Raw genomic sequence first — 13576 nt, forward strand, 5'->3', positions numbered from 1 at the left:
GTAGCGTGTATTTTGCTAAATCGGTCTACTGTTCCTCTTTAAGTAAGAAGTAAGTTTTAAACCTGTCATTTTTTTATTTATTTTGTGCACACATTCACCATATTAGTGTCATTGTTATGTAAGGATGATATTGTTTGCACAATGTCTATTAGCAAGACAATTAATTAAATAGTGGATTTAACAGGTGAGCATTCTGCTTTGTGTCATGTCTATATCATTGATAACGTGGATGATTATCTGTTGTAAGTTATTTGCTTCAAAAAGGATGTCGCATGAGCCAAGACAATCTCCCAATAGAACATCTTTATTTTACTGAGACAAACTTAGAACAGATCTTAGAAAATCTAGACGTTGTTCGTAATCGAATCCATCCGCAGGTGACAGATGAAGAGGGCGCAAAGGAGCAGGTGTTTCCATCTGTTTGCCTAATTGGTTTGGGACGCTGTGGTTCTAATATCGCCTTAGATGTTGCATCGCTAGTTTACGATGCTAGAACAAGCTACATGCGTGAAGTAGAAAACCAAGAGATATTAAATAGCGAGAGTGAATTCAGACCTATGCGCTGGATTCGTAAGCATTTGCCTCTTGAAGATAAAGACGGTTTTAAACCAGTTTTTCTTATTGAACCTATCGTTTTATTGGGCGATTTGGATAAAGATATTGAAGGTCGAATTCGTTTTTCTAACCAAGAAGGAAGAACGAAGTTTTTAGAAGAGTACACCAAATTACAAATAATGGACTTGTCTGAAGTGCATGCTGGTGGCGCAGGTAATGCTCCTATTTTAGGGCAATATTTAGCGAAGATTATTCTAAATAAAGACGCGACCACTTTCCGTAATGAAAGCTGGAAACAGATGCACTCTTATTTGGTTGATTCCTGCGGAATTAAAGCCAACCAGTCACGACTGTATTTTTATATCTTTAGTGCTGGCGGCGGTACCGGTTCTGGTATGGCATCTGAATTTGGCTTGGCGCAACAATTTTCTTACTTGAGCAAAACGTTCGACTATCGCTCAGACCATAGCCAAGTGGCGGATAAACGTCATAGCTTTGTATTTGAACCTATCTTCACGTCTGGTATTTGTATTCTACCGAATATTTCTGGAAAAAATGTTGAGATTTCCGAGGCCTTGCATATTAACGCTGGCCGTTTGCTGACCAAGTATATTTCAGAAGAATGGAATTTCTCGTACAACGAAGAGCGTGAAGACGACGAAGTACCTGCCGATGTGATGGAGCGTATTCGCCCATGGAACTCTATGATGCTGATATCTAATGATATTATGCGTTATGCAGAAGAAGAGAACGGCGGTGATTCAGATAACATTGATGTAAATACCATGGAAAAATACGCTAACCAGTATATTTCCCAACAAATTTTTAACATCTTGACTGCTCAAGCGGTCACTACTGATTACGACGAAGACTACTTCCGTCGAGCCGGTATTGATATTGCTGAAACCATTCGCTTGGACGCTAACGACTTGTTTATGAGTTTAGCGGGTCCCGTTGCCGTGGCTTATGCTGAAAGCGTCGTCAACGAAGGTACACGCCAAGATAGCGTTGATATCGATGACTTGTTCTGCCGTTCGATTGAGTTACCGCATTTTAATAACGACACTTCCGCGATTGAGGGTGTTAGCGTGTTGCCGGTAGAATCGGATAGATACCGAGAAGCGATTAAGGATTATCGCAAGAGTGGTTATGATGCGAGCTCTCTGAACCACCTGCATTTCTTTAAGAACTGTTCGTCAATTGTCTCTATTATTTCATTGCCTAGAGACTACAAGTTATCTTTCACTGCATTGAATCGTTTAAAAATGCACTTGAATCGCCTATGCCCTAATACAACATTAAAGCGTTATGCGCTTGTTATTGGTGCATCGGCAAACTTGTCATTAACAACACTAATTGCCAAAAGCCCATGTTTGAGTGATGACTTTTTGACTCTAATGGTTGCTTACATGAAGCGCTGTTTTGCCCGTGATGATTACCGATACACAGATGAAATCGATAAAGCAATTATTCAAATGATTCAAGATGATGATTTTGATGATGCTTTGGTAGATAAGTACTTTACGACTTATGAAAATCCAGCGAAAATTCTAGACACTAACTGGTATGCAATTAAACCAATGTACGAGAAAAAGTACCGTGAGTTGATTGATAATAACCAACGTTTTGTTTCTATTAATGATATCCGTTTGGATATAAATAATGTTAAAAACGCAATTAAATATCTTCGTGAAATTTATCGTCACCGTATTAGTAAAACGAATGTTCTTACTTTAAATGGATAATTCTATTTAGTTTGGTTACAAAATGACGGTTGTTTGGAAAAGGCTGCTCAATTACATTTGAGTGGCCTTTTTTGTTGTTCTGCTTTTTTATAATCGGCGAATTTCAATAGTTGGCTTAACTATTGAATAACTAAGATAGGGAAGGCGTGAATAAGTCTACTAAGCCTTAGTCTTTACAGGGAAATTGTCATATAAGACGCGGCCCTGAAGGAATCTAGTACCTTTCGAAGAGCCGTAACGACATGTGGCCTGTTATTTTTAATAGTAAGCTCTGAAAGACCCGTGTACCCACATGGATGTAGGTAATTAGGGCAATGCAGGAGGCGTTGCCGAGGATATAGTCTAAAAGTCTGTATTCTTTGGTGGGCACCTCGAAAATAGGTTAACTATTCACATTCGGTACTCGCTTCGAATAACCGGCTTTTATCTACATACTGAGGCAAGAGGGTATATTCGCACCTTCCTTTGCTGGGGCTTGTCTTTACACTTGTGCTCTTAGCTCTTGCGTGGTGCGTGTTGTTTATATCAGGTTACTTAATATGACCTTTTTTGGTGCGGCTTTAACTGTTTAGGATGTATATGGCAGAATATTATTGGTTGTTGGTGGCCTCTGCGCTTGTATTTATGATGCAGGCTGGTTTTTTGTGCTTAGAAAGCGGTCGTATTCGCAGTAAAAATAGCATTAACGTTGCGGCAAAAAACATCTCCGATTTTATTATCTCGACCACGTTATTTTGGTTGTTCGGCTTTGGCATCATGTTTGGTGACTCGGTTGCGGGTTTGTTTGGTATCAGCGATTTCTTTTTTGATGATCAACACACGCCTTGGCAAATCAGCTTTTTCCTTTTTCAGATGATGTTTTGTGGTACCGCTTCGACGCTCACGTCGGGAGCGGTTGCCGAGCGCATGACATTTATCGGCTATCTCGCAATCACAGTTGTGTTAAGTGCGTTTATTTACCCGATTGTTGGGCACTGGACTTGGTCAGGCGTTTATCCTTCAGATGGTCCGAAGGGTTGGCTGGAGACTCTTGGTTTTATTGACTTTGCAGGCTCTACCGTTGTTCATTCTGTTGGTGGCTGGGTTGCTCTGGCTGCGATCATCATAATTGGACCTCGAATGGGGCGCTTCGAAGAAGGCATCCGTTTACCGCCCGGTAATAACCTTCCTTTGTCTGCTTTAGGGACGCTATTAATTTGGTTTGGTTGGATAGGCTTTAATGGTGGTAGTACATTAGCACTAACCGATGACGTGCCGATTATCCTTCTTAACACCTTCATTTCTGCGGCGTGGGGGGCACTCATTGCCGCCGCTATTAATTATTTCCGTGATGGCTATATCGAAGTGGGTTTTGTATTAAATGGCACCATTGCGGGCTTAGTCGGGATCACGGCTTCTTGTCATGTAGTGTCGCCAGGAGCCTCCGTGATTATTGGTGCTGTTTCTGGTGTGGTTGTGTACTTCGGTAGTTTACTGATGGAGCGCTGGCGCTTAGATGATGCTCTTGATGTGGTTCCTGCCCATTTGTTTGCTGGAATTTGGGGGACTTTGAGTGTCGCGCTGTTTGGTCAAACGGATAAAATTGATAATGGTTTGGGAGTCTTAGGACAGCTTGGGGTGCAAGCACTAGGTATTGTGGTCGTTGGTATCTATTGTTTTGTAGTGGGCTATGCTGGCATGTGGTTGCTCAATCGTCTTATGCCACTGCGAGCAAGCAAAGAGCAAGAAGAGCAAGGTCTCAATGTGGCTGAGCATAGAGCCACAACAGAACTATTTGATTTACTCACTTCCATGCAATACCAGCAGAATAATGCTGACTTTTCAAAACCTGTACCAGAAGAGCCTTTTACCGAAGTTGGGCAGATTGCTCGAAAATACAACCAAGTTATTGATCGTGTGAGCAGTGAAATTGCACAGCGAGATAACGCATTGATGCGCTTTCAAGAAAGTGAAATACGTAAGTCGGCGATATTAAATTCGTCAATGGATTGTATTGTGACAATTAACCGTTTTGGTTCTGTGATGGAGTTTAACCCAGCTGCCGAGAGAACCTTTGGTTGCCTGAAAAAACAAGTGGAAGGCAAAAGCTTTATCGGCCTATTTATACGAGAAGAAGACAGGAAGAAAATTTTTGAAAGCTTAAACTCTGGTTTCTCAACGTCAAATGGTTTGATCCTGAACAGACGAAACCCATTTCGTTTACAGCGTAGTCCGAATAATGACTTCCCAGCTGAAATAGCCATTACTAAAGCGAATACAGAAACTTCGCAAGAAAGTGAGTACACACTTCATATTAGAGACATGACACGTCATGTGAAGCTACAAGAGCGTTTGAAGTTTTTAGCTTACAGTGACCCATTAACCAGTTTGTACAATCGTACTTATTTAATGGAATCTTTGATTAGCGCCTTGCTCTTTGCAACTAAGCAAAAAACGTCTGTTGGATTGCTGTTCTTAGATTTGGATAACTTTAAGATTATTAATGACACATTAGGCCACAAAGCCGGTGATGAATTGCTTTGTGAAGTTGCAAGGCGGTTAATTGGAGTATCGGATCAGTTTGATGTTATTGCTCGCTGGGGCGGCGATGAATTTGTCTTCATGATGACAGAGAATGTTACTGAAAGTCGTTTAGCTCAGCGAGCTCAGCAAATTTTGGAAGCGATGCGAGCGCCAGTGTATTTAAATGAACAGTATTTCACCATACCAACCAGTATAGGCATTACCCATACTCGTGAGGATGAGCCAAGCCTGGATGCTGATAAGTTGATTCAGCAAGCGGATATTGCGATGTATTGGGCAAAGGAAAAAGGCCGTGATAATGCGCAGTTTTTCACGCCAGAAATGGCCAATATTGTCACGAAAAAGTTTGGCTTCGAGAAAGAAATTAATGATGCACTGGCATCTGAGCAGTTTTCTTTGGTCTTCCAACCAAAAGTGCTTATGGAGAAAAACAACATTCTCGGATTGGAAGCGCTTATCCGTTGGAATCATCCGAGTAAAGGGCTTATTTCTCCCGCTGACTTTATACCTATTGCAGAAGAATCTAATCTAATCATTAAAATTGACGAATGGGTGATCGATCAGGTTTTGCAACAGCAAAAGGTATGGCGTGAGCAAGGTTTGCATATTGTTCCTATCGCAGTAAATCTTTCAGGGCGACATTTGGTATCGGATTCTCTGGTGTCTTATATTTCACAGCAACTAAAAGCCTATGATATGGAAGGTCGTTTATTAGAGATTGAAATCACAGAGGGCGTTCTTCTACAGGACATTCAGCGCTGCATTGAAGTCATGGCCGAATTGAAGGCGTTGAATATTAAGATATCGATAGATGATTTTGGGACTGGGTATTCGTCATTAAGTTATTTGAAGCGACTTCCATTAGATATCTTGAAGCTCGACCAGTCGTTTGTTGAAGAGTGTGATCGGCATATTGAAGACGCAAAAATCTGTGAAACCATTATTCACTTAGCACGCAGTTTGGATCTTAGTATTGTCGCGGAGGGCGTAGAAACCGCTCCGCAGGCAGAGATGTTGAAGTCATTAGGCTGCGAGGTATTCCAAGGCTACTATTTTCATAAACCTATGGCGAATGCTGATATCGCTAAGTTACTTACTTCTCGTCCTGTGACTGATTAGGTGTTTCTCTATTACGGATCGTTTCCATAAGCTCTTGGTTTTTGGTTTTCTCTAAGGGCTTAGTACGGTGATGTAGCGCTGTTTTGGCAATCATATTTGCAGCAACCGGTGCCGTAATCAACAGGAACAATGTGATCAAAAACTCTTGAATGGAAAGGAACCCTTTCAAGTGACTTTGAAAGATCATCGATGCTACCAAAACACCTGTGATGCCCAATGTTGATGCCTTAGTTGGGCTGTGCAAACGCATGTAAATGTCAGGCAAACGGGCAAGACCATAAGAGCCTATCAGTAGAAAAGCGCCGCCAACAAGCAAAGACAAACAAATGATAATTTCGAGATAAAAAGGCATAACTGATCCTTATTCTATGATGTCGCCGCGAAGTAAGTATTTACATAGTGCCGCAGTACTGACAAATCCAAGCATGGCGATTAAGAGCGCCGCTTCAAAATACAAAGCGCTTCCCACATAAATGCCGTAGAGTAAAATAAGTGCGATGGCGTTGATGTACATGGTATCGAGCGCCAGAATTCGGTCTGATATGGTAGGGCCTTTTAAAAGACGCCATAAATTCAAAATCAGCGCGATGCAAATACATACCGCCACGATGGTGATGGTTATTTTTAGCATCCAAATATCTCCTTGATTGGCTTTTCATAGCGTTGCTTAACCGATTTAATCAGTTCAGCTTCGTCATCTAGGTGAAGTGAATGCACATATAACCAGGCTTTGTCTTTCGATACTTCTGCGCTTACGGTGCCCGGTGTCAGAGACACTGTGCTTGCTAAAATAGTGATGCCTAAATCTGAGTCTATATTAATCGGAATCGCGACGAAGCCAGGTTTTAGCTTCTTGATTGGACCAATAATCAGTAGAGCTACTTCCACATTGGCAACCAAAATATCTTTCAGCACCATAAGAACATAGCGAATCGCCAACCAAGGCTTAAGGATTTTTGGGTGCTCATCACGCATACTATTCACAAGCAAAGGAATAGCAATGGCAAAAAACGCAGCCAACACCATGTGACCAGCACTGACGGAATTGTTCAATAACAACCAAACTACAAACAGTAATAAGCTGTGGAATGGCATAGGGAATAACTTCATTGGGCTACTCCTGGTAATAAAGCGTAAGCAGACGCTTGTATATCGTGAAGATGTTCTGCTGCTTGCTGAGTAAATTCACTAATATCGCCACCGAACAACACTAAAACAGGTGTGGCTAACAATAGCAGTGCAATACCTATGATCTCCGGTGTTTTAGCTGGCTCAGCTTCAGCGACAGCGCTGCCATTATGGCGCCAAAATAGTGTCGTACCTGCTCTTGAGAAAGTAATCAAAGCCGCCAAGCTACCAATCAAAATCAAAGGCCAAACCCACATGGTTTGCGCTGAAGATTGTGTGGCTTGCAGAATCATGATTTTGCCAACAAACCCAGACAGCGGCGGCATACCGACTAACGCCAAAGCTGCAATAGAAAAGCCAAAGCCAAGTAATCTAGGTTGAACAAATGGGCGTGAGCGCACAAAACGGTCTTCGGCTTTACCTCGCTGGCGAGACATAACATCGGCGAGCAAAAATAACCCTGCGGATGCCAATGTACTGTGTACCATGTAATACAGAGCGGCTGATGTTGCAGCTTCGGAATTGATCGCGGCACAAGCGAGCAAACTGCCGCTGGAAACAATGACTAAATTTGCGCTGAGTGTCTTGATTCCTGGGCTCGCAAACACGCCTACGGTACCAATGGCGATGGTTAGTAATGCTAAAGGCCATAACCAAGGCGTCGCAATATTAGCCAGTTCACCAGCATCGTCGCCAAAAACAACCGTATAGACGCGGAAAATACTGTAAATCCCCACCTTAGTCATAATGGCAAATAGTGCGGCGACTGGCGCACTGGCACTGGCGTAGGTTTTCGGTAACCAAAAATGCATTGGTAGCATGGCGGCTTTTAAGCCGAATACGACCAATAATAACAACGCACCAGTTTTTGCTAATGTCGCTGTTTCACCCTGTAATTGACCGACTTTTATTGCCATGTCCGCCATATTTAGCGTACCAAGCGTGCCATATAAAATACCAAGGCCGAACAAGAAGAGGCTAGAACCAACAAGGTTAAGAATGACATAGTGCAAAGCGGCCTGCGTTTTCTGTTTCCCGCCAGCGTGAATTAACAGCGCGTAGGACGCGATTAACAAGACTTCAAAAAAGACGAATAAGTTAAAGATATCGCCTGTTAAGAAAGCACCATTAATGCCCATGATTTGGAACATAAATAATGGATGAAAATACGCGCCACCTTTGTCTTGTCCTGCGACAGCATAGAGCATCACACAGAAGGCCAAAAAGGCCGTTAACAATACAAGAAGACTAGAAACCTTATCTGCCACTAAAGCAATACCAAAAGGGGCTTGCCAGCCGCCTAAGGCATAAAGCTGAACGCCTTCAGCATTTATTTTGTACAGTAAAACAGCGGACGAAATTAGTAAAAATAAGGTGCCAATGATTGAGGTAATACGTTGTGAATTGATGTCGCGTGAAATTGGCGGCAACAACATGATGGCGCCAAATAACAAAGGAATCAGAATCGGAAAAATGCTCAGGTGCTGCATTTATTGGCTCCCTCCAGATTTCTTCGAAGCATCGCCTGGACGGGCTGGCAAGGTACCATCAACATGATCGTTACCTAAATCGGCGCGAGCACGCATGGCTAAAATTACAGCGAATGCCGTCATGGCAAAACCAATAACAATGGCCGTTAGTACCAAGGCTTGAGGTAGCGGGTCACTGTATTGCTCCGATTCACCAAGCACAGCGGCCGCATTGAGTTTGAGTCGGCCGCTGGCAAACAAGAACAAGTTCACCGCATAAGACAGTAGAGTTAAGCCGATAACCACAGAAAAAGTGCGGCCTCGTAATGCAAGAAAGATTCCGCAGGCAGTTAATAAGCCAACGCAAAATGCGTATAAACCTTCCATTAATCATGCTCCTTTTGAGTAGGACGCTCACTGGTGGTCAACTGACCTAGATTGGCAAGGATCAACATAGTTGCACCTACTACAGTGAGGAAAACACCAAGATCAAAAACCATGGCACTGGCTAATTCGAATTTACCAATCACTGGTAAGTAGAAGTAATCGAACCAAGACGATAGGAAAGTATGGCCAAAGACCCAACTACCTAAACCGCTTAGGGTCGCAATACCAATGCCTGAACCAATCATCATTTGATAATCCAGCTTGATACGAGTCTTAATCCATTCAACACCGTGCGCTACATATTGCTGAATAATGGCAACCGATGTAATTAAGCCAGCAATAAAACCACCGCCTGGCATGTTGTGTCCGCGTAAGAAAATATAGGCAGACACCAACAAGGCTAATGGCAATAAACTCTGTGAGATAACCGCCAAAAGAATAGGGTATCTGTCTTCCGACCAAGCTAAGCCATTGCCGTCACTGGATGGCATATAAAGACGCATTTTAGCGATCAACTTGTAAATCCCCAATGCCGCGATACCCAACACAGTAATTTCACCAAGGGTATCGAAGCCACGGAAATCCACCAAAATTACGTTAACGACATTGGTTCCGCCGCCACCAGTTTTACTATTTTCGGTGAAAAAGGTCGAAATCGTATCAAGCGGACGAGTCATCAAGGCATAAGAAATAGTACCGATTACACCACCAATTAACGATGCGAGGCTTAAGTCACGAACCACCCGACGAGGAGAGGATTCTTTCGGTGTATTTTGTGGCAAAAAGAACAATGCCAAGATCAACAATATCACCGTCACAACTTCAACTGAAAGCTGAGTAAGGGCCAAATCTGGCGCTGAAAACTGAGCAAACGCCAAAGACACAATCAAACCGACAACAGACAAGGTAAGCAAAGCGATAACCCGTCTTCTGTGCCATATCACAGTGGCTAAAGCAGAAACACATAGCAACACAGCGCAAGTGATAGACAAAGCATCAAGCGGAATCTCAGGGCGTTGTCCTGCCGTGGTATTGAGTTTCATCAAAGTAGACGCTGTCATCACAATAGCGAAAGCTAAGACAAAGAAAATATAACGCTGCAATGAACCGTTCTCTGTGAAAGCAATAATGCGGCTGGCTTTGTTTGTCAGGTATTGAACCACTCCTTCAAACACCAATTTAGGATCACTGGTAGGAAATTGCGCTTGGAACTTAAACATGTGAGAGCGGTTGTGATACATGTACAAACCGCCAATCAAGGCAATCAAACTCATTAATAGAGGGAAGTTAAAACCATGCCAAATGGCAAGGCTATAAGTGGGGGCCGGACCATTTAACGTTGCACCAGCGGCAGCAAATAATAGGTCGCCAACGATTAAGCTTGGGAAAATACCGACAACCAAACAAAGTCCAACCAAAACCTCTACTGGTACACGCATATAGCGTGGTGGCTCATGAGGGGTTTTAGGTAAGTTAATGGGCTCGCCATTAAAGAACACATCATGAATAAAGCGCATAGAGTAGGCAACCGCAAACACGCCGCCTAAGGTTGCTAATACTGGAATAAACCAAGACAAAGAACCAAGAGAGGCCTGATGCAGTGTTTCTGTGAAAAACATCTCTTTCGACAAGAAACCATTCATCAATGGCACACCCGCCATCGACGCTGACGCCACCATGGCCAAGGTCGCTGTATAAGGCATGTATTTCCATAGGCCATTCAGCTGACGCATATCGCGCGAGCCAGATTCATGATCAATAATGCCCGCCGCCATAAACAAAGAAGCCTTGAATATAGCGTGGTTGATAACATGGAAAATAGCAGCCACAGCCGCTAGGTCTGTCCCCATACCGAGCAATAAGGTGATTAAGCCTAAATGACTGATGGTCGAATAAGCCAACAAGCCTTTTAAATCATGCTGGAAGATAGCAATGTAAGCACCAACCAGGAAGGTCGCCAAGCCCGTTAGGCTGACAATTAAGAACCAAAGGTCTGTATCCGCCAGTGCAGGGTAAAAACGCGCCATCAAGAAGATACCCGCTTTTACCATGGTTGCAGAGTGAAGATACGCACTCACAGGCGTAGGCGCTGCCATGGCATTCGGTAGCCAAAAATGGAATGGGAACTGAGCGGATTTTGTAAAGGCACCAAGCAATACAAGAATCACAATGACGGGATAGTTCGCACTGGCTTTGATTAAGTCGCCACTGTCTAAAACATCCTGAAGGCTAAAGCTTCCCACAGTACTGCCTAGAATGAGCAAACCAGCTAATAATGCCAAACCGCCAGCGCCTGTCACCGCTAGCGCCATTCTTGCGCCTTTTCTAGCTTCTGTCTTGTGCCCCCAGAAACTAATCAGCAAGAATGAACTGATACTGGTTAATTCCCAGAAAAACCACAGCTGAATCAAGTTATCAGACAGTACTACGCCGAGCATGGCGAACATGAAGAGAATAAGGTACGAGTAAAACTTACCAATGGAGTCTGCCGCGGATAAATAATAGCGCGCATACAGAATAACCAGTAAGCCAATGCCCAGAATCAAAATAGAGAAGAGTAAGGCCAAACCATCTAAACGGAAGGCAAGCTCTAGGCCTATAGCAGGAATCCAGGGTATCGCAGCTAAAAAGCGTTCGCCTTGGAAAATATCACCCGCGTGAGAAAGCACTAAGAAAAGAGTTAGAGCTGGCAATGCAGCTGTCATAAACGCACAAGCTGTACGACTAAAACGAGCGGTAATAAGGGGGATTAACGTACCTAATAAAGGAAGAAAAGGTAGCCAGATAAGTGAACTCAAAGGCAAAACTCCTTTCTAGTAAGCCATAATATATTGTGAATGTGCTGTGCGAGCATGCTTGTTATCCTAACAATCGTTCTCTACGAGTAATACTTCAAAATAACTTACTCTACAAACTGGCAAAGTAATGATTCTGTAAGCATAGCCTTTTATCAATTTAATCAATAGCCTAAAACCGCAGTCAGAAGAAAAGTATCACAAATTAATGACAACAATAAGTAGGCATAAGAAAGCAAGCAGCGGAAAAAGTTCCGGTGCTTGCTTAAGAAAGGCGCGTTTTTGCTAGTTTAGAAGGCTAAAAAGAACCCTATTGGAAGAAGCTCCACACGATACTGTGTTCAGAACCTAAACTCCAAAGTAACACCACGGCTGCCAACAAAGCTTCTAATACTAAAACCCCGATACCAAGTGTTGTGCTAGAGAGAATAAAGCCTTGTTTATGGCTAATACCCAGAAAGCTTGGTGTACCGCGATACAATAGATAACCGGTATAAGCCACACCTGCTACGCAGGCGAGCAAACACAGCCAAATGATCGGATAAATGGCAAAAATACCACTTAAAAACATAGGCGTAGCAATGTAACCGGCAAAGACGATACATTCCTGAAGTGGAGGGCGATTTGGAAAATTTCGCGCCATCCAATGAATTAAACTGCCGACCATTGCCACTGCGAGCAGAATCAGTGCGTAAAACAACACACCTAAGCCAAGGCCATCCATAATAGATACCTTAATGGCTTCCTCTCCGCCGAACGTCCAACCAAACTGCGTCGTCCCAATAAAGGTGCTGACAACCGGAATGGCCGCCATCCAAAGAACATGGTGTAAGTACAAGTGACTTACCGATTCATGCTCTTTGTTTATCTCGCGCCATTCCTTATCTGGATGATGAATAAGACCCCAAACATGATTGATCATGGATTCCCCCTTGCCTCACAGAGTGAGCGTAATGGATTTGGAAAAAGTCCTGATACAGCCACGCCCAAACAAAAGTGGCTTATACACAGTATAGATGGATACGCAGAAAGAGACTGAAAAGATGATAACGATTTCTTATAGATGCTTAACGGCTAAGATCAATAAGTAGTAAGCGGAATCAAAGAAAAGCGCAGCAGCAAAGCATAAAGCGAAATATAAAATAACAACAAGCCAGAAACGATACTTCTAGCTTGTTGATTTAGAATGGATTTACTCGCAGCTATAGCCTTCTTTCATTTCGACCGCATAAGGCTTGTCGACCGGATCATTAAAATTCGCCCTGGCGATGGTTTCTTTGGCTAAGAACTCAAACATTTTCCATTTGGAGCATGTCGGATGCACCACGGTGTTACTAGAATCTAAAATTAGATTGTTTTTCTTGTCTGTCAGCTTGTACTGAAAAGTATAAACCTTCGTAGGCGTTTCGACTTTATCGTAACCGCTGACAATAGGTTCCATAAATTGACGATAACGTGTGACGCAGGTTCGTGCGTCTGTCTTTGGGTTTCTATGGCAAACGGTATAAGGAACGTTTCTGTCGTTGTTAAACACAGGGACTTTCTTCGTCTCAGTGGTTTCTTCCGACGTGAAATTTATCGACAGGTGATAATCAGGGTTGCTTTGAGTGCCTGAGACATCAGTGAATCCACGCTCTTTCAATGCACTGACAATATCGGGAATGTAGCGTTTATTGGTCAGTTGATCGCCATCCTTACTGGGAACCACAGCAATGGCGGCTGATTTATCGATGTCTACACTGGCGTCAACATTACTGACATTTTGCCCTGCCAACTTCACATTCGACGAACAGCCCGCAACAAACACTGAAAACAGCATCAACATAGAGAAAAACTTCATAACCGCGAGCTCCAT

10 protein-coding genes are annotated in these 13576 nt (G+C 43.1%); 2 read left to right on the top strand and 8 right to left on the bottom strand.

All coding sequences use genetic code 11. The annotated features are described in order from the left end of the window. The first annotated feature begins 272 nt into the window (after positions 1-272). Both AC2A4J_RS04480 and amt read left to right on the top strand, forming a co-directional pair. Complete coding sequence (locus tag AC2A4J_RS04480) at positions 273-2300, top strand: hypothetical protein (protein ID WP_484175093.1); 2028 nt, start codon at positions 273-275, stop codon at positions 2298-2300. 579 nt (positions 2301-2879) lie between these two features. Then, on the top strand, positions 2880-5942 hold the full coding sequence (gene amt / locus AC2A4J_RS04485; RefSeq protein WP_484175094.1) for an ammonium transporter: 3063 nt from the start codon (positions 2880-2882) through the stop codon (positions 5940-5942). Here amt and AC2A4J_RS04490 read toward each other — a convergent pair. The 8 genes from AC2A4J_RS04490 to AC2A4J_RS04525 form a co-directional block, all read right to left on the bottom strand. After that, on the bottom strand, positions 5917-6294 hold the full coding sequence (locus AC2A4J_RS04490; protein ID WP_484175095.1) for a Na+/H+ antiporter subunit G: 378 nt from the start codon (positions 6292-6294) through the stop codon (positions 5917-5919). The two genes, amt and AC2A4J_RS04490, sit on opposite strands and share 26 nt — an antisense overlap. A 9-nt stretch (positions 6295-6303) precedes the next feature. Beyond that, entirely contained in the window at positions 6304-6573 is a 270-nt protein-coding gene (locus tag AC2A4J_RS04495) for a K+/H+ antiporter subunit F (protein ID WP_255826649.1), read from the bottom strand. Next, a complete protein-coding gene (locus AC2A4J_RS04500) occupies positions 6567-7052 on the bottom strand; it encodes a Na+/H+ antiporter subunit E (protein ID WP_484175096.1) in 486 nt (161 codons plus the stop codon). The genes AC2A4J_RS04495 and AC2A4J_RS04500 overlap by 7 nt, the downstream gene beginning before the upstream one ends. Beyond that, positions 7049-8560, bottom strand: a complete 1512-nt coding sequence (locus tag AC2A4J_RS04505) for a monovalent cation/H+ antiporter subunit D (protein ID WP_484175097.1) — start codon at positions 8558-8560, stop codon at positions 7049-7051. Before AC2A4J_RS04505 ends, AC2A4J_RS04500 begins: the two co-directional genes overlap by 4 nt. After that, positions 8561-8926, bottom strand: a complete 366-nt coding sequence (locus tag AC2A4J_RS04510; protein ID WP_255826646.1) for a Na+/H+ antiporter subunit C — start codon at positions 8924-8926, stop codon at positions 8561-8563. It abuts the gene before it with no gap. After that, the gene (locus AC2A4J_RS04515) at positions 8926-11724 is read right to left on the bottom strand and encodes a monovalent cation/H+ antiporter subunit A (RefSeq protein ID WP_484175098.1); all 2799 of its coding nucleotides are present in this window, start codon (positions 11722-11724) and stop codon (positions 8926-8928) included. The genes AC2A4J_RS04510 and AC2A4J_RS04515 overlap by 1 nt, the downstream gene beginning before the upstream one ends. Before the next feature lie 307 nt (positions 11725-12031). Next, complete coding sequence (locus AC2A4J_RS04520) at positions 12032-12643, bottom strand: Yip1 family protein (RefSeq protein WP_484175099.1); 612 nt, start codon at positions 12641-12643, stop codon at positions 12032-12034. A gap of 270 nt (positions 12644-12913) precedes the next feature. After that, a complete protein-coding gene (locus tag AC2A4J_RS04525) occupies positions 12914-13561 on the bottom strand; it encodes a hypothetical protein (RefSeq protein ID WP_484175100.1) in 648 nt (215 codons plus the stop codon). Positions 13562-13576 lie beyond the last annotated feature (15 nt).

This window comes from Marinomonas sp. ATLA20 (assembly GCF_057180105.1).

Coding starts and splice junctions, on each gene's coding strand:
- AC2A4J_RS04505 (WP_484175097.1), bottom strand. CDS start 8,560: ATGCAGCACCTGAGCATTTTTCCGATTCTGATTCCTTTGTTATTTGGC.
- AC2A4J_RS04500 (WP_484175096.1), bottom strand. CDS start 7,052: ATGAAGTTATTCCCTATGCCATTCCACAGCTTATTACTGTTTGTAGTT.
- AC2A4J_RS04480 (WP_484175093.1), top strand. CDS start 273: ATGAGCCAAGACAATCTCCCAATAGAACATCTTTATTTTACTGAGACA.
- AC2A4J_RS04495 (WP_255826649.1), bottom strand. CDS start 6,573: ATGCTAAAAATAACCATCACCATCGTGGCGGTATGTATTTGCATCGCG.
- amt (WP_484175094.1), top strand. CDS start 2,880: ATGGCAGAATATTATTGGTTGTTGGTGGCCTCTGCGCTTGTATTTATG.
- AC2A4J_RS04490 (WP_484175095.1), bottom strand. CDS start 6,294: ATGCCTTTTTATCTCGAAATTATCATTTGTTTGTCTTTGCTTGTTGGC.
- AC2A4J_RS04520 (WP_484175099.1), bottom strand. CDS start 12,643: ATGATCAATCATGTTTGGGGTCTTATTCATCATCCAGATAAGGAATGG.
- AC2A4J_RS04525 (WP_484175100.1), bottom strand. CDS start 13,561: ATGAAGTTTTTCTCTATGTTGATGCTGTTTTCAGTGTTTGTTGCGGGC.
- AC2A4J_RS04510 (WP_255826646.1), bottom strand. CDS start 8,926: ATGGAAGGTTTATACGCATTTTGCGTTGGCTTATTAACTGCCTGCGGA.